Source organism: Sphingobium sp. B2, assembly GCF_007693735.1.
GTDB classification, from domain to species: Bacteria; Pseudomonadota; Alphaproteobacteria; order Sphingomonadales; family Sphingomonadaceae; genus Sphingobium; species Sphingobium xenophagum.
Genome location: NZ_VDBZ01000001.1, coordinates 1,678,330 through 1,697,373 on the forward strand (window position 1 = coordinate 1,678,330; position 19,044 = coordinate 1,697,373).

14 protein-coding genes are annotated in these 19,044 nt (G+C 59.8%); 8 read left to right on the forward strand and 6 right to left on the reverse strand.

The window, feature by feature from the left end:
* The first annotated feature begins 8 nt into the window (after nt 1-8).
* Nucleotides 9-761 carry a DUF6118 family protein gene (locus tag FE851_RS08295; protein ID WP_145201531.1) on the forward strand — a complete coding sequence of 251 codons (753 nt, stop codon included), beginning with the start codon at nt 9-11 and terminating at the stop codon, nt 759-761.
* A gap of 9 nt (nt 762-770) precedes the next feature.
* On the opposite strand, the gene FE851_RS08300 is transcribed toward FE851_RS08295, so the two are convergent.
* From FE851_RS08300 to FE851_RS08310, 3 genes are read right to left on the reverse strand one after another with little or no spacing between them, the layout of a single operon-like run.
* Nucleotides 771-3,167 (reverse strand): efflux RND transporter permease subunit, encoded by a 2,397-nt coding sequence (locus FE851_RS08300; RefSeq protein WP_145201534.1) that lies wholly within the window; start codon nt 3,165-3,167, stop codon nt 771-773.
* Nucleotides 3,160-4,530 carry a cytochrome P450 gene (locus FE851_RS08305; protein ID WP_145201537.1) on the reverse strand — a complete coding sequence of 457 codons (1,371 nt, stop codon included), beginning with the start codon at nt 4,528-4,530 and terminating at the stop codon, nt 3,160-3,162. The genes FE851_RS08300 and FE851_RS08305 overlap by 8 nt, the downstream gene beginning before the upstream one ends.
* Entirely contained in the window at nt 4,494-5,474 is a 981-nt protein-coding gene (locus FE851_RS08310; protein WP_145201541.1) for an SH3 domain-containing protein, read from the reverse strand. Before FE851_RS08310 ends, FE851_RS08305 begins: the two co-directional genes overlap by 37 nt.
* A gap of 86 nt (nt 5,475-5,560) precedes the next feature.
* Between FE851_RS08310 and FE851_RS08315 the strand changes: the two genes are divergently transcribed.
* The 7 genes from FE851_RS08315 (at nt 5,561) to FE851_RS08345 (ending at nt 12,824) form a co-directional block, all read left to right on the forward strand.
* Nucleotides 5,561-6,316: a hypothetical protein gene (locus tag FE851_RS08315; RefSeq protein WP_145201544.1), complete on the forward strand. Its 756-nt coding sequence runs from the start codon at nt 5,561-5,563 to the stop codon at nt 6,314-6,316.
* 8 nt (nt 6,317-6,324) lie between these two features.
* Nucleotides 6,325-7,236 carry a hypothetical protein gene (locus FE851_RS08320; RefSeq protein WP_145201546.1) on the forward strand — a complete coding sequence of 304 codons (912 nt, stop codon included), beginning with the start codon at nt 6,325-6,327 and terminating at the stop codon, nt 7,234-7,236.
* Between the two features lie 32 nt (nt 7,237-7,268).
* Complete coding sequence (locus tag FE851_RS08325; RefSeq protein WP_145201549.1) at nt 7,269-8,375, forward strand: hypothetical protein; 1,107 nt, start codon at nt 7,269-7,271, stop codon at nt 8,373-8,375.
* Nucleotides 8,376-8,398: 23 nt separating this feature from the next.
* Complete coding sequence (locus tag FE851_RS08330) at nt 8,399-9,406, forward strand: M48 family metalloprotease (protein ID WP_145201552.1); 1,008 nt, start codon at nt 8,399-8,401, stop codon at nt 9,404-9,406.
* Between the two features lie 35 nt (nt 9,407-9,441).
* Nucleotides 9,442-9,957 carry a hypothetical protein gene (locus FE851_RS08335; RefSeq protein ID WP_145201554.1) on the forward strand — a complete coding sequence of 172 codons (516 nt, stop codon included), beginning with the start codon at nt 9,442-9,444 and terminating at the stop codon, nt 9,955-9,957.
* Nucleotides 9,958-10,463: 506 nt separating this feature from the next.
* The gene (locus FE851_RS08340) at nt 10,464-11,435 is read left to right on the forward strand and encodes an efflux RND transporter periplasmic adaptor subunit (RefSeq protein WP_145201557.1); all 972 of its coding nucleotides are present in this window, start codon (nt 10,464-10,466) and stop codon (nt 11,433-11,435) included.
* A gap of 39 nt (nt 11,436-11,474) precedes the next feature.
* Nucleotides 11,475-12,824: a TolC family outer membrane protein gene (locus FE851_RS08345; protein ID WP_107123557.1), complete on the forward strand. Its 1,350-nt coding sequence runs from the start codon at nt 11,475-11,477 to the stop codon at nt 12,822-12,824.
* Nucleotides 12,825-12,866: 42 nt separating this feature from the next.
* On the opposite strand, the gene FE851_RS08350 is transcribed toward FE851_RS08345, so the two are convergent.
* The 3 genes from FE851_RS08350 to FE851_RS08360 are packed head-to-tail and all read right to left on the reverse strand — an operon-like array spanning nt 12,867 to nt 18,901.
* The gene (locus FE851_RS08350; RefSeq protein WP_145201560.1) at nt 12,867-14,918 is read right to left on the reverse strand and encodes a DEAD/DEAH box helicase; all 2,052 of its coding nucleotides are present in this window, start codon (nt 14,916-14,918) and stop codon (nt 12,867-12,869) included.
* The gene (locus tag FE851_RS08355) at nt 14,911-17,064 is read right to left on the reverse strand and encodes a peptidase M50 (protein ID WP_145201563.1); all 2,154 of its coding nucleotides are present in this window, start codon (nt 17,062-17,064) and stop codon (nt 14,911-14,913) included. Before FE851_RS08355 ends, FE851_RS08350 begins: the two co-directional genes overlap by 8 nt.
* Before the next feature lie 7 nt (nt 17,065-17,071).
* Nucleotides 17,072-18,901, reverse strand: coding sequence for an HlyD family efflux transporter periplasmic adaptor subunit (locus FE851_RS08360; protein WP_145201566.1), 1,830 nt, complete (start codon nt 18,899-18,901; stop codon nt 17,072-17,074).
* Nucleotides 18,902-19,044 lie beyond the last annotated feature (143 nt).

Here is a 19,044-nt window from a genome sequence, read left to right on the forward strand (position 1 = left end):
ATGTGACGATGGACGAACAAACCCTGTTGAACGGGCCGGAACCCGAACCGCCGGCCGGCACGGCGGCGGAGGCGTTCACCCGCCTGGCGGCGCGCGTGGAGCAGATGGAGCAGCGGCTTGACGGCCGTCTGGCGGTGATCGCCCGCGCGCTTGAGCATATCGCCGTCGAGAAGCAGGGCATCGAGGTTCCCGACTACAATCCGACGCTTGGCAAGATCAACGCCGTCCTGGTCGAGTTCGCCAAGCACATGAAGGCGCTGTCGCAGTCCGAAGCACTCAAGCTAACCCCGGAGAGCATGGCGGAACGGATCATAGTGTCGGCGGAAGCGGCGCGGGAAACGGACAAGGCGACCATCAAACAGGCACAGGCGCTTTTGCGTGAAACCCATGCCGACCAGATGAAAGCCATCGGCGCGATCCGCGCCAAGGATCAGCAACACCGGCACATGGTCTATACCGGCATAGGCACGGCGCTGGCGGCATCGCTGCTGTGGCTGTTCTATCCGGGATGGGCGGCGAGCCTTGCGCCTAATAGCTGGCATTGGCCCGAACGGGTTGCACGGCGTACGATGGGCGAACCGACGCTATGGGATGCAGGCATCCGCCTGATCCGGGCCGATAGCCCACGAGCATGGCAAGCCCTAAATCAAGCCGCTGAAATACTGCACGATAATCGTGACGCTATCGAAAAATGCCGAGAGACGACCGCGAAGGCGAAAAAGCCGATTCGTTGTAATATTCAGTTCAATATTAGCAAATGACTGCCATATTTATTGAACAATCGCCCTTTCCCTACGCAGCCTATTGCGCATCATCATTCCAAGGCGATCAGTGGTTGCCAAGAGGGCAGGCATGGCAAACAAATCAAAGAAGAACGCCACTGTGATCGCTGCACCCACCATCATGGCCTTCTGAGCCGTTAGATGAAAATTCGAGAACCCTAGCAAGAAAAATCCGGAAGCTATCACGATCGTCGTTGCCAACACACCTGTTCCGCTGGATTCCAACGCCTGTCCGATGGCACTTTCCACAGACGCGCCTGCGGCTCGAAAGCGGCGGTACATCAGCACCAGATGGATAGTGTCGTCCACAATGATGCCGCAAGCGACGCTGAAAACGCTCACCGCAGCCATGTTGATTCGGCCGTCCCAATAGCCCCAAAATCCGTAAACCAGCAGCAGCGGTGCAAGATTGGGGACCATGCTCAGCAGGCCCAAACGCCATGATCCGAACACGACCATCAGAGAAACCGTCATGATGGCGAAAGCTGCAACGGAACCACTGACCATGCTATAGAAGTTACGGGCACTAAGCGATGCGAACGCTAAGGACACGCCTTGGACTTGAGGATCGCGATCAGGCGCGCTCGATCGTGCGACGCTTGCGATTCGATCCGCTGCATGCAGGGTTTCAAATGTGGTGGTGCCGCGCGGATCGAAATAGGACACGGCATAGTCAACCTTGCCAGGCTCGAACTGCGTCATAAGCCCCGCATCCGACAACACACGAGATGAAAGCGGTGATGGGGATTCTGAAATCATCATAGGATTTGGCCGCAATCCGGTTGGCCCCGGTTGGGAAAGACGTTCGGAGAACGCGCGTGACGCCGTAACCGCGCTCAACCAATAGCCATCGGTCGCGGCATTTAACCGATCTTGAATTCGGGCGTAATGCTCTTGCACCGGGATAGCTTCGCGCTCGGAATCCGCGATCGTGCGATCCTTGTCATCGACGCGGGTGGCCAGAGTCATCGTCCTCAAACCCAGATATTGCGCGTCAAGCATGTCCATACCCTGACGGAATCGTGTTTCCTTGGAGAACCAGGCGCTCATGCTGTCATCGACGCGACTGAGCGAAATGCCGTATACGGACACAATCATCAGCAGTGCGAAACCACCAAGAACGGGCCAAGGACGCCGCGCGCAAGCCATCGACATGCGGGCCAATGGTCCACTCAATAAGGTCGCCCCGCCCTGACGCACCTTGCGGATATGCAGCAGAGCCCAGGGCAACATCATGACCGCCAACAGCCAGGCGATGACAACGCCGACGATCACGGTGATTCCCATGACCCTGACCGGGGGCGCAGTGCTGAAGAGCAGCGCGATCTCACCTACCGCCGTGGTCGAGCTGGTTGCCGTCACAGCCCAGAAGTTCTTCGACAGAGCTTTGCGCAAGGCGGACACGGGATCGTTTTCCGTGGCGCTGACCAGAAAGAAGCTATTCGCAATATGTAATATGTCAGCGACGGCTAGGGTGCCTACGAGCAACAGCGCAGAAATGGTTAGCGTCGAGAACTCGAAGCCAGCGGCTGCGATCACCCCTCCAGTCGCAATCACCGGCAGAAGAATAAGCAGAACAGCAAAAGCGGTGAATTTATACGAACGGTAGAGATACTGGATCGTCACTATGATGATGAATAGAGCGATCGGAAATAGTCGCTTTACATCTGCCCGAAGAACTTGAGTGCTGGCATAGTCAAACAAGGTGGACCCGACCAGTAGCAGCCGATCCCCAGGAGCCAGCCGCTGAAGGTCCTGCTCAATGCGGCCGACTTGACGTTCGAGTGCTTCAAGTTTCTGAACTCTGCTGCCTTTGGCACTTTCCAAATCAATCTGGAGCATCACCGTCGCGCTGGAACGATCGCGAGCGACATATCGCCCATTGATCGTCGGCGAGTAGGCAATGTCTGCCGCGAGCAGCTTTAGCCCCTCTGGCGTGAACAGGTCGGTCCCTTCGGCGAACGGCACCAGTGCCCGGCGCGGCCTGCCCGTTTCATCCTTGCCGGGCAAGGCTATGACTTTCTCGGCATCATACCAGGATTCCGCCTTCGTGACGAAGGGCAGTGCCTTTGCTTGATCGGCGAGTTGACTATACTGAAGGATGCTAACCGCACTCAGCGCGTTGCCGTCCTGCGGACGATAGAGGATGATCGCCGTTTCCCGGCTGTTGCCCATGCGTTCGGAGAGGCGGTCGGTCCGCTCCAGAATCGGATCGCCATGATCGAAGAAGGAACGATAGTCGTTGCGTAGTTTCATTTGGGAGAAGCCTGCCGTCGCGATCAGGGCGGCGGCGAGGCCCAACCAGAAGAGCAGGCGCGCATGCTGGACCAACCAATACGCGGCGGCCGTCTCAATACGGCCCATGACGCCAGATGAATCAGCCATGATCGAAGGCCACCATTAACGGCGTGGCCGGGCGAAGGCTCAGACCCGCGCGTGGGACAGGGAACATACCGTGCAGGCGCGGCCGAAGGTGTGCCAAGATCGTTGAAACAATCAGCGCGACGATTCGCGGACCGACATGACGCCCGACGCACTGCCGGGCGCCAGCCCCAAACGGTATATAAGGGGATACCTTCGCCATCGGCATTCCTCGCTTGGGATCAAAAAGGCATGGATCTGTCCACAATTGAGCATGCCGTTGCACGACGTAGGGCGATATGCACACCATCGCTCCACGCGGAATGATGCCTACGCGTGTTTCGTGATCGCCTAGTGCCTGTCGATAGACCAGCGGCAACGGCGGATAGAGACGAAGGGTTTCGGTAATCGCCGACTGCATCCGTTCCACGCGCACGGATGGTGTGAGATGATTGTCCGTCAACCAATGATAGAGAGGTTCATGTGTGGCGATGAGTCCGAGCAGCCACACTGCCGTCGTGGCGATGGACTCGAAACCGGACATCAGGTTGACTACCAAATCGCGCTGAGCTGCCGCGTCGAAATCCGCCGGAGGGGAGAAATTGGAACTTTGCCGGATAGCTTCGTGAATGTCCCCATCGAAGCCGCCGATCAACCGCTTTGCACGCCGCAACCGGGGCGTTGATAGCCACGGAGGCGCTCCGATCATGTCAAGAAGATCGGCGCGTTCGATCATCACGCGATGACGGCCGATGGCATCCAGCACACGGCTATCCGCAACACTCTTGTAGTGATGGAAAAGTTCCGCCGCCAGAAGGTCAATAGCCAGAAGAGTCAGGTCACTCTGAATGGCTACGGGACCGGGCGTGGACCGCCAATGCGTGATCAGCGCCGCGATACGATCATCAGTGAATGTTGAAGTATGTTGCTCGTTTGCTGCGGCGACGATACGTATCGCTGCCCGGCGCTGGCGTCGCCATGACTCGCCCTCAGCGACAATGACACCTCGCCCCAGTGCTGGAGCCAACATTCTCAGATGCATGTTGGTAAGAGTATAGTTCGAGGATGCGCTGCCGGTGACTTCCGCAATAGTCGCCGGATCAGACAGGATGACGATTCGCTGGCCGACCACGCTATGAGTGGCCATGAGGTCTGCAAAACAGGCTTGTGGGAATAGTTCCAGCGCATTCTGCCTTGCCGTCCCGATCCAGTTCCAAACGGAAGGCCAATCGGTGGGAGCTTGCAAAAAGGGGGGAGTAAAACTCGGCTCGCAGGGAGGTCGATGGCCGTATTCCAACGACGAAGGCGTTGCCTGTTGTCCCAAGTCGTTGCTCACACCCGTGGCGACTATCACGCCGAAATTGGCGTGCCCTCTGGACCAAGGCATAGCTCGGACGTGCTGTTGGTTTGCTTGCCCTTGGAATCCCTGACGGCGAAGCCGATCTTGTCACACTTCAGCACTGCCAGAACATCTTTGCGGGCAATCGTGGATGGCGGTGCTTTACCCGGCAATTCGGCATTAGGCGCGGCAGGCTTCAACTGCTTTGATTCTACATAGCCCACCGCCATCATGGCTGAATCGTCGCCTTCGACCACTCGCTCCGAAACCAGATACCAGTCGGAATTGTCCACCTGGCCGGAGACGTAAAGCGGTTGATTGGCGGCAAGCTTGCCTGAAACCTTCCCTGATGCGGAAGGCGCATCCCGGAGAATCGTGTTAGCCTTTGTCACGACATAGGGTTCAGCGATCACCTTTATCTTATTAACATCAGCGACGCGCACGGTATCATAAAAGATATTCACCGTCGCTTCGCGGAAGACTGGCTGTCCACTGCCTGCAACCGAAGCGCTAGCGGAACTGTCAGGTAAAGTAAGTTGTTGCGGTTCGCCGGTACGCAGCGACTGGCTTGCTGCGGCGAGTACCTTTTTCTGATCTTTCTCGACCAGTTTCTTGGCGATGGCGTCAGAAATCAGCACGGCCGTATAGGCGACAGCCGCGCCAGCCGCTGTGCAGAGAAGTTTAGTAGTCGTTGATGCCCCGCTCTTACCCGCACCACACAGCAATGCCGTTCCAATGCCGCCGATGGCACCGATAATCCCGCCTGTCTTCTTTACCTTCTTTGCTTTCTCTGCCTGTTCTCGATTGCGATCAGCAATCATCTCCGACAATGAGCGCCCTTCATCTGCATCACTATCATCGCTATCGTCCTGCGACGATGGGGCGGCCCAGGCAACGGACGTTTGCGTAACAGGCAATATTGTAAGTTGAGTAGCCAAAGCGCAGCACAACAGGATACGCGCGCTCGACCAGCCATTCAAACCCGTCTTCATCCGAATCCCCCCTGAAGGCAGAAAAGTGCCTAGTTGTATCGCGGCGCAATTCAAGGATAAAATTTATGCAGGCGTAACGATTTTTGATGGACCATTTGTTGACGGTCCAATATGGAAACAAATGGCGGATTCGGGGAATTGCTGTGGGGCGCGAGCAGATGCTTTGCGATAGGCGTGCGTTGGTTTTCGGTACAGCAATGTTACTTATTTGTGAACATTCGCCTTTGCTCGCCGGGTCCAGCAATTCAACGGCAATTAGTCATTTACGCGATTTCCTGCTTTCTACCGTCGGCAAGCCGGAAATTGAACGTGAAACCATTGCTCGACGGACGCTGGATCAGATCACGCCACTCGCCGTACCAACGTTGCTGGTCGAAATCGCCGCGATCGGAACGCTCGTGCGCAGCAATTCCACGTCTTCGTCCCTTCGTGAAGGCTACCCGCGCCGTAGCCGAGAAGCATTGGATATGGCTGAGCAAAAGCTAGGCGATGAAGGCTGGACGAAGGCGCTAGGGGGGGCGTGGCACTATGAAGTAGTGCGGCGGTCGCGAATTGGCGCGATGGTCTATGGCGCATCACGCCAGAAAGGCGACACCCTGTTCGGTGAGGCGATCAAGCTGGAACCCGATGACCCAGGCATTCGCCTGACAGAAGTCGTTGCACTGTTGGGAACGAAAGATGATGCCGCTGCAAAGCGTGCATCGTCGATCCTCAATGATCTGCCGACGCGAGGAACCACTCCCTATACTCAACTGGTTGCCGCACAGACGGTTCAGCTTTCCCAATTGCTGCGCGCAGGGCGAGTAGACGATGCCCATGCGCGGTCCCTCACGATTTTCTGACGCCAAGGATGATGTCGATGATCTCTGCTATCCGGAACAGGCATGCACTGCTTGCAATATCCTTCACCTGCCTGCTGATGGGCGGCGGAGCGACCCATGGCCAGATGCTTGGAAATCGGCCCTTCATGACCAGCGTGGACAATTCGCTATCAGCGGCCTTCTCAGGCCCGCGCTGCGGTGATGAAGTTGCCTTCATTTTCAACGGGAAGGATCGTGCCACTTTCAACAAGGATGGCGTAGCGACACGACTGATGAACAATGTTGTGACTTCGGTACGGCGGACCTGTCCCCGCGTGAAACTGGTTGCCGCGAAAGGCACCGTTAACGGTGAGATTGTCTATAATGCTGTAGCGGAAGGGGAGAGCAACTGGCTCCTGCTCGAACTAGGTAGCTCGAAGGATTCTAGCCTCTTGGCAGGTGGGCAGCGGGGCACCAGCGCGGATCGCGCCAATTTCGCAAAGCGGCGGGATTTTTCGGCCTTTGGCGCGGTCATGACGGCAACCAAGGGCAAGCCATATTTCTGTTCCAGCCCGCAAGCAGGAAGCTGCACGTCATCCAGCGAGTTCCGGAATGCGAGCGAAGATGGTGCAACAGTTGTTGCACGTTCGTTGCTCGATGGTCAGGGCACTCAGGCCGTGTTGACTTATGCCGCCGCTAACAAGAGCGGCTTCCTCTGCTCCGACCCGCAGCAGGCTAAAATCGAAGTGATGGGCGGAACGTCCAGTCCTGCCGCGCGGGCACGTATGGCGACTGACCTGCGCGAGCGACTCAAGCCCTATGGCAATCAGGTATGCAGCGGCTATGCCTTACGCGGCGCTCAGATCGTTAGCGCCTCGTTCGACTCCAATGGCGCGCGGATTGGACAGGAGGCGCTGCTAACAGCCGGGGCGGCTCAACCCAAACTGCGTCAGGAGAAATAGGCGTGCTTCGTTTTGGCCGAAGCATATTGCTTATGACCGCTCTGCTTGCAAACACTACGGTTGCAGCCCGCACGCAGGAGGATGACGCCGCGATCGCGCGAGGCCACCAGGCACTCGCTTGGGCACAGGCTTTCGCCTGTCCTGATATGGGGCATCCACTTTCGGTTGCCGGTCTTTCTACGACAGACGAAATCTCGCATGCCCGTCAGGAGAATTGGGCTTTTGCTAACAGTCGCCTTGCTTCGATGGCGGAGGCGATACGCGCGCGCCGGGTGATCGAGGCGGAAATCGCCGCGCAAGGCGGCAAGCCCAGCCGTTCTATGCAAGAAAGCTTTGCCGCGCTGGACGATTCGATCGCCGCGACTTCAGCACGTACGACCAGCGCGCTTGCACAATGGATGCTGGCGAGTTGGGTGGAAATGTCGCGGCTCGATGGCGGCGTTGATCTTGTCGGCGGCGGACCGCACCCGCTCGCGCCCTATGCTGCTGACGGACGCAAGTTGGAGGAACTGGCGCAAGGCTTTGGCGGCGCGCTCACGCCTCTGGTCGAGAAGTATAATCGTTGCCTGGGACTTTTGCAGGCATCATTGATCGAATATAATTCTGCCCAGATTGCTGCCGCCGCCGAAGCGGCACGCACACCGGCCGCGCTCGACCGGATCGTTACCGCTTTGGAAGTCACACCGTCACCTTCGGGCAGCGCTGGCGGCCAGATTATCGCAGACCTCAAGACACGCCGGGATGCGTTGGCACTCGCGGAGGCAGAAGCCGAACAGCGCCGCCGTGCCGCCGCAAGTGCGGAGTTGCGCGCCCGCCTTGAGCGCGAGGCCAGTGCGGGGCGCGCCATTGCCGCGCGGTATGTCGCCGCGATTAACTCGGGCGATCTGAATGGTGGAATCGCCTTGCTGCATGACCATGTCCGGCTTGTCTCACCGCGCGACAGCGCGACCGGCAAGCAGGCTGTGGCGGCTAGGATGCGCGATGCTGCCCGCGACGATCAAGGCGTGCGCCCGCAACCGCCACAGATAGACAGCAACTATCAGGTCTTTTCCACCATTCGCTCAACCCGAGGAAGCGGCAAGATGTATTTCAGCTTCTCCGGCGGGAAGATCGAGCAAATTCGCCTTGTTCAGGATTGAACAGGACTAGAGGAGGCTACGTGATGATTGGGAAGAAACTACTGCTTGGGGGAGCCTTCGCAGCAGTGCTTCTCGGAGGCGGAAGCGTCTGGGCGCAGAACTACGGAATGTTTATGAATCCGCTAGAGGAGCGCGCTTATGGTGTACGCGCGCATCCGGCCGCGCTCGCCGAAGCCGGAGGTGCCTATCCAGATGCGAAACTTACCGCGTATGTTGTCGCGGTCTCGAAACGCATAGCGCAAGGGGCGGCTAAGCATCCTGACCAGTTCGTTTTTAACGTAACAAACGATCCTGATGTAAATGCGTTCACCAACCCAGGAGGGTTCGTCTACATTAACATCGGTATGATCGCTTGGGTGAATGATGAGGCTGAATTGGCCGCCCTCATTGGTCATGAGGTTGGCCATGCAATCAACAGGCATGCAGCCAAAAAGATAGCACGCCGGAATGTTTCAAAGGCGGGCTATAAGTTAGGAATGATCAGTCGGCGATTCCGCGAGCAAGCTCCTGAAATCAAGGAGGCATTAATGCTCAAGAATATCGCCTATAGCCAGGATGCGGAATTGGAAGCCGATCAGGTCGGCTTCGCCGCTGATGGAAAGCTTGGACTCGACACTCTTGGCGCGGCGAGAATGCTGTATCAACTGCAAAAGCAGCGAGATTGGTACGCTTCGTTCGTCAAACAGACTGGAGACGAAACGCCACCTTATCTCCAGTCTCACCCGCAGCCTCTCGATCGCGTGAAACGGGCTGTTGAACTAGCGCAGCAACAGGGCGGAACCAATTTGCCGCGCAATCGGGATCGTTTTCTCGATACCATCAATGGCTTACGCCTACCCTATAAGTCAGACAAAGGAACTGTCTACCGCTACGTCAGAGTTGTGACGGTTAAGCCAGGCGAAACCGCACAAACCTTGGCAAAGCGTGTCTCAATGGCAAGCCCGCTGGCACATCTTCTCGCTATCAATGGGTTGGATTCACCGGATCAGGTCAAACCAGGCATGCGCATCAAACTTGTCACCGCTTCGTAAAGTTCGCCTATCCGCTTTGAGGAGATTGCGTGACGATGACCCGTAAACCGCCAATGAGCGCACTTGTCACTTGTTGTGCATTAGTGGCTACTTTTGCAGGTACATCAGCCTTTGCCAAGCAGCCATCCTCTTCCAGGCCATCGCCGCATGAAACGATCGTTCAACTGTTTGCAGCCATGGAGCGGAATGATGCGCCCGCGATCGAAGCGTTGCTACTCAGCGAGGCCTCGGTATCTGGCTTGAGCGTTCCAACGCAGGGAGCGGGGTGTCCGAAGGCAGGGTGCGTTGACACTATGTCACGCACTTCATTCATCAGCCTTACTAATCTAGCTTCCCCGTTTCAGTCTCTCTATCGAATAGTAACGGAAGACGAGCAAGGGCTGCTGGCAACTGTTTCCGCGAAATTTATTTTTTCAAACAACGGACAGAAAAAATCTGAAATACTACTGTGTGGCGACGCGATTTTTACCCTTATTAATATTGAAGGTGGGTGGTTCATATCAAGTTTTTCATACACAGATCAGTTAGACAGGGCGAGGTGCCGCGTTTAGGCTAAAACCGCTTCATTAAAAGTGACCGACCTAAATTACTATCTCCAGCGAATTATCTTCGGGGAACCCGAGAGCCACCTTTGTTGTAAGTGGGACGAATTGTCGATAGCTCAGATCATCGGTCAAGCGACGTCATTTTGGTCCATATCATCCCGGTGGACAGATGGCACTTATGATGGTATAAGGCTACCGTCGAGGCGAATTTTCGACGTTAAATCAATGCCTTGCTGCGATTGCCGGGTGCCCGTAGGGGTCACCAGTCAAATGCAGCCTGCCTGCACGACGCGCCCAACCCAGAGCAGAGGCGACATTGCCGGGCATTTCCTGACCTATTCCAAGACATTTCCAACGTCACAAATAGTTGCAACATTTTGCAAGCTTGGCTAGGTTGCCGATGCGGAATGAAGTGGGGACTTCCGACCTTTCGCCAAAGATACAAGTCGCATAAATTGCTGCAATGGATGGCGGGAGCCGTCTGATGCCGTGCTTTGGGGGAGGCTTGGTCGATGGATCGCAAACAGGCTGTTATTTTCGGTGGCGGCGCGCTGGCGCTGATTGCCGGGATAACGCTTGTCGTCCGCAGTGATGAAACACCCGCTGCGCAACAGAAGGCGCCAGCGCCAGCCGGCCCTGTTACAACCGCTAAGGCCACCGGTACGCCAATTCGGCCCAGCAGCGGCAATGCTGCGACTCCGCCCGGATTGGATGCGGCCCGTCCCACAGATTGCCTGATCGAACCCAGCCAGATCGTGCGGGTGAATAGTGGCGTCGAAGGGGTGATCCAGAATATCTATGTCGACCGGGGCGATGATGTTCAGCGCGGGCAGGTCGTTGCTCAATTATACACCGATGTCGAGCGCGCCGCCGCCGCCGCCGCACAGGCGCGTGCGTCCAACCCCCACACGGAACGTGCCGCTGCCAGCCGGGCGGCCTATCTCGCCACGGTCAGCCAGCGATCCGACCAGGTCAGCCAATATCTTGCCCGCGACGTCGTCGACGAAGCGCGCGCCAATGCGCAATCCGCCGCGGAAGAGCGCAAGGCGGCGGCGGAAGATCAGCGGGTCGCGCGGCTGGAATATGTGCAGGCGCAGCGCGTGATCGGACAAAAGACCGTGCGCAGCCCGGTCAATGGCATCGTGACGGAGCGCCGCATGGCGCCGGGCGAGTATCGGGGCGCCGACGCGACGCATATTCTGACGATCGCGCAGGTCGATCCGCTGAATGTCGAAGTCTTTGCCCCTATCGCGCAACTGGACGCGGTGCAGGTGGGGGACGAGGTGTCGATCTTTCCCGAAGCGCCGGTCGGAGGAAAATATCGGGCGCGGATCAAGGTGATCGATCGCGTGTTCGATGCGGCCAGCGGCACGTTCGGCATGCGTCTCGAACTGCCCAATCCCGGCAACAAGCTGCCCGCAGGACTGCGCTGCCGACTGGAAATCGACCGCAAGCCCGCAAGCATTACCGCGCGGAGCAAATAGGCGGTCCCATCCCACTGATCAGACAGGAGCTTTACGGACATGACCAGGAAGCAAGTCTATTTCGCAGGTATCGCTGCATGCGCCATCCTGCCATCGTCCGCCAGCGCCGAAACCCTGCAACAGGCGCTAGAAGGGGCCTATCGCAACAACCCGACCATATCGGCCCAGCGCGCCAGCATCCGCGTTGCCGAAGAGGATGTACCGCTGGCCCGCGCCGCCGGTATGCCTACGGTCGACGGCAGCGCGACCTATCAGGAAAATGTCCTGACCGGCAAACCCGCGCCGAGCGGATTTTTCTCCAACCCGGATCGTCAGCTTGTCGGTCAGATCAACGCCAATGTACCCGTGTTCGATTTTGGCGGGGTACGCGGCAGTATGAACGCAGCCAAGGCGCGGCTGGAGGCAAGCCATTTCGGCATGAACAAGACGGAGGCAGACCTGTTTTCCGCGGTTGTGGGCGCCTATATGGACGTGCTGCGCGACGAGGCGGTAGTCGGGCTAAACCGCAACAATGTCGATGTGATGCGCTACACCGTCAAGGAAGCCGACGATCGCCGCCGCGCGGGCAGTCGCGGGCCGACCGACGTGGCGCAGGCGGAAGCGCGGCTCGCGCTGGCGGAAAGCCAGCTGGAAACCGCCGGAGCGCGGCTGATTTCAAGCAAGGAGCAATATTTGCGGCTGGTGGGCCGGGCGCCCGAAAATCTGGAACTGCCGCCGCCCTTGCCGCAAATGCCAGCATCGCCCACCGATGCCGTGGAAATGGCGCTGGCCAACAATCCCGAAATAGCCTCCGCCCGCGTGCAGCGGACCGCCGCGGGGTATGACATTGATGTCGCCAGATCGCAGGCCTACCCGCGATTGAGCGCGATTGGCGGGCTCAATCAATATGATTATCTCGGTTCGCTGGAGCAGGGCACAGGGCCGCGCAACGGGGATCGCGGGACGACGGCCTTTGTCGGTGTGACCTTGAAAATGCCGATACTGGATGGCGGGCGCACAGGTGCGCAGACGCGACAGGCACGCGCGAAGCAGGATGTCGCCGACAAGCAGGCGCTGGATGCCGAAGGCAAGGTCATTGCCGAAACGCGATCCGCCTTCGCTACATGGCAGGCGGCGACCAACGTGACCGACACGGCGCAGCGCGGGGTCAATGCCAACCAGCAGGTGCTGGCCGGGATGCGGGCGGAAGTCAGCGCCGGTTTGCGCCCGTTGCTCGACCAGCTCAATGCCGAACAGGAACTGCTCAATGCCCAGGTCACGATGCTGACCGCGCGGCGCGACGCCTATGTCGCGGGCTTCGCCCTGCTTGCGGTGATGGGCAAGGCGGACGCGGCGGATCTCAATTTCGACCAGAGCATCCTCTATCAGCCGACCGTGAAGGCGGATTGACCGGCAGGCGATCGCTTTTTCCGGGGCGCGATCAGCACTTCGCTATTCTCCGCCGCCAAAGGCCATCGTCTTGCGGAGACGTTCCTCGGCCAGTTCAGTCTGTCGCCGGTCGGCGGCATGGCGTTTCTCGGCATTGCGCTGGGCCAGTCGGCGCAGCATGTTCGCCTTGCCATCGATCAGGGGCCAGTTCGTGACGGATGAGCCGATGATCCGGGCGGCGCGCGGCGCGAAATCGGAATAGAGCTGGTCGTCGAGCGCCGTGATGGCAATGGTGCTGCCGGGGTCGCCCTGCCTGGCCGCGCGGCCAAATAATTGACGATCAATGCGTGCGGTGTCGTGAAAGGCCGTGAGGATGACATGCAGTCCGCCAAGCGCCTTGGCCTCTGGACTAAGCAGGATGTCAGTGCCGCGCCCGGCCATGTTGGTCGCGACCGTGACGGCGCCCGGCGCACCGGCTTGCGCGATGATGTCCGCCTCCTCCTCGTCCTGACGCGCGTTCAGTACGCGATGCGCTATGCCAGCGTCAGCCAGTGCGTGCGAGACGGCTTCGGAATCCGCGACCGAGCGGGTGCCGATCAATACCGGGCGGGCGCCTTCCTGCGCCTGGACCTGGGCAACTTCGGCGGCGACCAACGCCCATTTGTCCTGCGCCGACCGTACCATCACATGACCGCGATCATTGCGCATATTGGTCCGATTGCGCGGGATGACGACGACCTTCAGCCCATAATCGGCCCATAACTCATCCGCCACCTCCCCGGCCGTGCCGGTCATGCCGCTCAACCGGCGATAGCGGCGGAAAAAGCGTTGATAGGTGATGCGGGCCATGGTGTTGCGAACGCCCGAAATCTCGACGGCTTCCTTCGTCTCGACCAGTTGATGCAGGCCGCCTTCCCACGATCGGTCGGCCATGACCCGGCCGGTCGATTCATCGACAATCTGCACCTTGCCATCCGTCACGATATAGTCGCGATCCCGCAGGAACAGCCGGGTGGCGGAAATCGCCCGCATCGCCAGTTCCTCACGCGCCAGCCTGATCCGCCATTGGGTGTGCGGCAGCCCTTGGGACAATTCGGCGACATTGGCCTTGCCATGCGTGGTCAGATGCACCGATCGTGTGCCTTCGGTCAGAATATAGTCCCGGCCCTCTTCCAGCTTGGATGCCAGTTCCAGCGCCGCGAGATAGACGCCATCTGCATCGCCGGGCAGTTCGGCAGATAGGATCAGCGGCGTGCGCGCTTCATCAATGAAGATCGAATCCGCTTCGTCCACGATCGCGAAATGCAGCCCGCGCATCAGCAAGGGCTGCGCAACCTGGCCAAACAGCTCAGCAATCAGACGCCGCCCCTGCCCTCTCCTTTTTCCCAACGCCGTCTGATCGCGCAGATAGTCGAACGTCATCTCCTTGTTCGTGCCATAGACGATATGACATCCATAGGCGGCGCGGCGTTCGGGATTTTCCTGTCCATGGATGATCAGGCCGCAACTCAGGCCAAAACGCTCGATCACGGGGCGCAATTTGTTGCAATCGCGTTCGGCCAGATAATCGTTCACGGTAAAAACATGCACCGGCATGCCGGCCATCGCGGCGGTGATCGCGGGTAGCAAGGCAGTGATCGTCTTGCCCTCCCCCGTCGCCATTTCGGCCAGCCCGCCATCCAGCATCACCAGCCCGGCGGCCAATTGCACAGGAAAATGGCGCAGGCCCAGTTCCCGACCGCTGACTTCGCGGATCAGGGCGAAGGCTTCATCCACCACCGCTTCGCCCAGCCGTTCGCGGACCAGCCGGGCGCGGATTTCCCGGCAGGCAGCGTCAAGCGCCTCATCGGACAGATTGGCCAGTTCCTCGCAACGCTGGACGATATGCTGCGCCCGATCGAGCAGGCCGGACGCGCCTCGCTGCGCGGCGAGCATGAAGCGGCCAAGCAGGAGCGCGAGTGGCCGGTCCCATTTCCATGACGGCGCTGGCCCGCGCTCTGCATAGGGCGCAATGACCGGGCGGGCGTCGCTGCGCGCCTCATGCCAGAAATGGCGGGCCTTTTCGCGCGCCTTGCCACTGGGCGCGCCCCAGCGCGAAAGCGTCGCGTCAGTCATTGAATTGCGTCAGAAAAAGCTGGCGCAGACGGCGCATGAATTGCCAGCCGACCGGCTCCCACCCCAATTGCAGACGGACATGAACGCGGGTGCCAAACCGGGCATCGCGCAATTGCTGTGGCAGCGACACATCGAACAGGAACACGCGGTTGAGCGCCGTCAGCCCCTTCTCATCGCTCGGATCGATGGGGATGCTTCCCCCGTGCGTGGTGGAAAGCGCCTCGCTCGGCAGTTCGAAGGTGCCGCCCGGTATCGCGCGGGCAATGCTCCCATCCCAGCTTTTGCCCGGTTCGGACTCCAGCCAGAAACGCACGCCGCGCAGTCGCGCCCGCACCAGTTCGATATCATCCTGCGGCACGACGACACGGGCGACCGCCGCATAGCCGGGCGTCACATAGCCAAGTAGCGTTCCCTTTTGCACATAGCGACCAGGCAAATCCTGCGCCGGGGCCTGGGTGAGCATGAACGTGCCATCTGTCCCCGCCGTCAGGCCCAGATCCCCCAGCCGCTGTTCCTGCACGACCAGTCGGCGGGAATATTCGCGCCATGCGTCCTGGCTGATCTGCCGCTTGACCAGATCGCCGGCCAGTTCGGCATCTGCCTCCGCCTCCAGTTCGCGCAAGCGCCAGCGTATCTGCTCGACTTCGGCTTCCAGCACCGGGTTTTCCGCCTGCATCAGCAGCGCGCCCTTCTTGACCGGCGTGCCGTCGGACGCCGCCAGCCGGGTGATGACGCCATCGGCGCCGGCGCGCACATGCGCTTCCTCCGGCAACCAGACGATCCCCTGCGCATTGACGTGCAGCGGCAGCGGAACAGCAAACAGCGCCAGCAAGAGCGCGCCGACCACGCCGAGCGTGATCCTGACCGCCCGTTTCCGGTTGCCATGCAGTTGCGGGCTGGAAACCACATGCGCAAACATCTTCCAGACCGGCAGGCCCAGCCCGCTCCACAACGACCAGAGCGCAATCAGCACGCCGACCACGAAATATTTCTGGGCCACGAACAGCGCGATGGCGATCAGCATCGTCATGCGGGCGATCAGCGCAGCCGGGGCGAAGAAAAGGAACCAGCGCTTTTCGGCCGGCGTCGCGTCGAACGGAAGCACGCCGGCGGTGCGGAATATATATTTGTCGATCAGATGCGCCCAGAACCTGTTGGCGCGACTGCCTAGATTGGGAATCTCGATCAGGTCCGACAGGATATAATAGCCATCGAACCGCAAAAAGGGATTGCCGTTGACCAGCACGGTCGACACGCCAGCGATCAGCATGATGTTGAAGGCGATAGCCCGCGCGAGCCCCGGTTCCATCAACACCCAGGCAAAGGTCGCAAGCGCGGCGATAAACACTTCCGCGATCATGCCCGCCGCGCCGACCAGCGCCCGCTGCCATTTGTTGGCAAGAATGCTGACATGCGAGGCATCGACATAGGGCACGGGCACGAGGATCAGCAGCATCACGCCCATTTCCCGCACTTCGCGCCCGAAATTCTTGGCGGCGAAGCCATGGCCCAGTTCATGGATGCATTTGACCAGCGGATATATGAGCGCGATGAGCAGCAGATTATCGGCTGCCAATACCCGATCGGCCAGATTGCCGGTCATCGCGTTCCAGTGAGTGCCGACCAGCAGCAGCGCGGGCACGACCACGCACAGCCACAGAAAGACCCCGGCGACACTGAACAGCGGCGCGACCAGATTCATGTGGCGGGTGAGGAAACGATCCGGGTCGACAAGATTGATCCGCACCGACATCGGGCTTTTGAGATTTTGCAACCAGCGCTGGCGACGCTCCTTCTTGAGCCGCTCATAGGCTTCGCCGGTGTCAGGCAATGTATCGCTGGCAAGCAGGTCGGCCGCGTGCAGCTGCCCCAGCGCGGCGATGACGTCATCCTGACTGGGTGCGTCCTCGCCCAGACGTTCCACCAGCAGTTCCCAAAGCGCTTCGACAGTCGTCGTTCCGTCAAGACGGCCTGCCAGTTCATAGGCGCCCTTGGGGAAGCGGTGCGCCTTGCCGGAGGCGCCATCGTCGATCACATACCAGACCTGCCCGCGATAGCGGTGCCTGCGCACCCGCACATGCCCCTTGAGCCGGGGGCGGAGCCGCGCGACCTGAAACCATGACGAGCTGTGGAACGGATTGGCCATGATGCGCTCAGGGAATCCACTTCCAGAAGAAGAGCTGAAGCCAGTTGCGCAGTCCGCGGGTCCATATCCAGAGATTGGACCGGCGGTCGATCGTCACCTTGGCAATGCCCTCCATGCCCGGACGCAGCGTCCGTGGCGCGCCGCTGTCCAGTTCGGCCTCGACCCGGAAGGTGTTCTTGCCGTCCTGCGTCCCGGTTACGGAGGAGATGCGGGTAACGACGAACGGCACCGTTCCCCCGGCAAGGCCGGTTGGGGCAAAGCGCCCCTTCTGCCCCGGCCGCAAATAGGTGATGTCCGCCTCCTCGACATGCAGGACGACGCGAAAATCGTCGAGCGGGGCCACTTCAAAGAGGATTTCGCCTTCCTTGACAGGGGTGCCGACGAGCTGGCTGACATCGCCGGAAACCAGCACGCCGGAAAGCGGCGCAAGAATGTTCGTACGCGCAAGCTTATATTCGATAAGGCGCAGTTGTGCTTCGGCTTGACGCAGTTTGGCGCCGTCGAGATTCATGTTCGACCGCTCGTGCTTGGCGAGCGATTTGCGATATTCCCGATCAAGCTGCTGCACTTCGCTCACCGAACGGGCATGATCGATCTGCAAATCCCGATCATCAAGCGTGGCGAGCAACTGGCCCTGTTTGACGACATCCCCCGCGCGGGCATGGGACTGGGCGATGAACCCGGAAAAGGGCACTGCGGCGGCACGTTGCACCCGCCCTTCCAGCGCAGCGTCAGCGCTGACGCGGAACTGGGCAAGCGGCACAAGCAGGACCAGCAGCAATACCAGAGCGGCAACGCCAAGCGCCTTGGCAAGCGGACGGCGTGGGCCGAACAGCGCGCGCGCGCCATCCATCATATGCCGCCGGGCTCGACCACCGAACCAGCGCTCCTCACGCAGTTTGAATGCCAGCAATTGCGCCGTCAGGCTCGCCACGCTCTGCGCGAACAGCAGGTCGCGAGGGGCGAAGGACGCGCCTTCCGCATCGCGCTCCAGCGTGATGACGCCCACCGGCAGTCCGCGATCCAGCACCGGCACGGACGCGACCGCCATCAATCCGCCGTTGGCAGCCAGACGGACCTGTTGCAGCGTGATGAGACGGTTGCCCTCTGACGAGGGAACACTGAGTGTGACACCCTGATCCAGCGCCTCGTCCATCGCCGCCTCGATGGCTTCGGCAGTATCGGATTTCTTGCGAAACCATGCGCCATGCGACATGGCGGCAAGCGTGACCTTGTCCTTGTAAACCTTGCCGAAGCTGACCCGTGAACATTCAAGCGCGACGGCCAGAGCATTGCACAGGCTGACGGCGGACTCATCGAAACTCTCATGTTCCTCGACCGCGGCCAGCACATCCAGCGCGGCGATGGACGCGGCGTTTCTGTCGGCCTGTTCGTTGGCTTGATGCTGCCATACGATCGACAATATCCAGCCCACGCCCCAATGGAGTTCGCGCAATATCGGCTGCAATCGCTCCGCCGTGGCACCCGCGATGACAAGCACGATCGCGCCATAGGTCCGCCCGCCCGCCGCGATGGGATAGGCGATGCCGGTATGCGCAGGATGATCGGGGTCATTTTCAACGACCGCCTGACCGCTGGTCAGGGTCTGCTCAGCCACTTTGCGTAAATGGGGAATATCCTGCGGCCCTGCTGGCCAGGAAGCCGCCGGGGCAAAGCTGTTCTCCTCCCCTTCCAGCACGACAAGGCCCGCAATCGCCCCCGGCGTACGCGCGCATTGCAGATCGAGCCAGGCGCGGCAGAACGCCCCGGCATCGCGCGCGCTGGCCATCGACGCCCATAGCCGGGCATCATCGGCCGGTTCGGATGTGGAGGGCATGGCTCTCAATTTATCATGGCCCCTGAAATTATCGCCCGGCTGATCATCTCGTGCCTTTGCCCCCATTGGCGAACCATGCTGAAGCCACCCCAATCGACGTAGAACACAAATCTACGCGCCATCAGCGTCCTACAACATCGACC

Excerpts from the sequence above, each read along its gene's own strand:
- FE851_RS08305 (WP_145201537.1), bottom strand. The coding sequence starts at position 4,530 with ATGCCTTGGTCCAGAGGGCACGCCAATTTCGGCGTGATAGTCGCCACG.
- FE851_RS08325 (WP_145201549.1), top strand. The coding sequence starts at position 7,269 with ATGACCGCTCTGCTTGCAAACACTACGGTTGCAGCCCGCACGCAGGAG.
- FE851_RS08320 (WP_145201546.1), top strand. The coding sequence starts at position 6,325 with ATGATGTCGATGATCTCTGCTATCCGGAACAGGCATGCACTGCTTGCA.
- FE851_RS08295 (WP_145201531.1), top strand. The coding sequence starts at position 9 with ATGGACGAACAAACCCTGTTGAACGGGCCGGAACCCGAACCGCCGGCC.
- FE851_RS08355 (WP_145201563.1), bottom strand. The coding sequence starts at position 17,064 with ATGGCCAATCCGTTCCACAGCTCGTCATGGTTTCAGGTCGCGCGGCTC.
- FE851_RS08310 (WP_145201541.1), bottom strand. The coding sequence starts at position 5,474 with ATGAAGACGGGTTTGAATGGCTGGTCGAGCGCGCGTATCCTGTTGTGC.
- FE851_RS08360 (WP_145201566.1), bottom strand. The coding sequence starts at position 18,901 with ATGCCCTCCACATCCGAACCGGCCGATGATGCCCGGCTATGGGCGTCG.
- FE851_RS08335 (WP_145201554.1), top strand. The coding sequence starts at position 9,442 with ATGACCCGTAAACCGCCAATGAGCGCACTTGTCACTTGTTGTGCATTA.
- FE851_RS08340 (WP_145201557.1), top strand. The coding sequence starts at position 10,464 with ATGGATCGCAAACAGGCTGTTATTTTCGGTGGCGGCGCGCTGGCGCTG.
- FE851_RS08330 (WP_145201552.1), top strand. The coding sequence starts at position 8,399 with ATGATTGGGAAGAAACTACTGCTTGGGGGAGCCTTCGCAGCAGTGCTT.
- FE851_RS08350 (WP_145201560.1), bottom strand. The coding sequence starts at position 14,918 with ATGACTGACGCGACGCTTTCGCGCTGGGGCGCGCCCAGTGGCAAGGCG.
- FE851_RS08300 (WP_145201534.1), bottom strand. The coding sequence starts at position 3,167 with ATGGCTGATTCATCTGGCGTCATGGGCCGTATTGAGACGGCCGCCGCG.
- FE851_RS08315 (WP_145201544.1), top strand. The coding sequence starts at position 5,561 with ATGGACCATTTGTTGACGGTCCAATATGGAAACAAATGGCGGATTCGG.
- FE851_RS08345 (WP_107123557.1), top strand. The coding sequence starts at position 11,475 with ATGACCAGGAAGCAAGTCTATTTCGCAGGTATCGCTGCATGCGCCATC.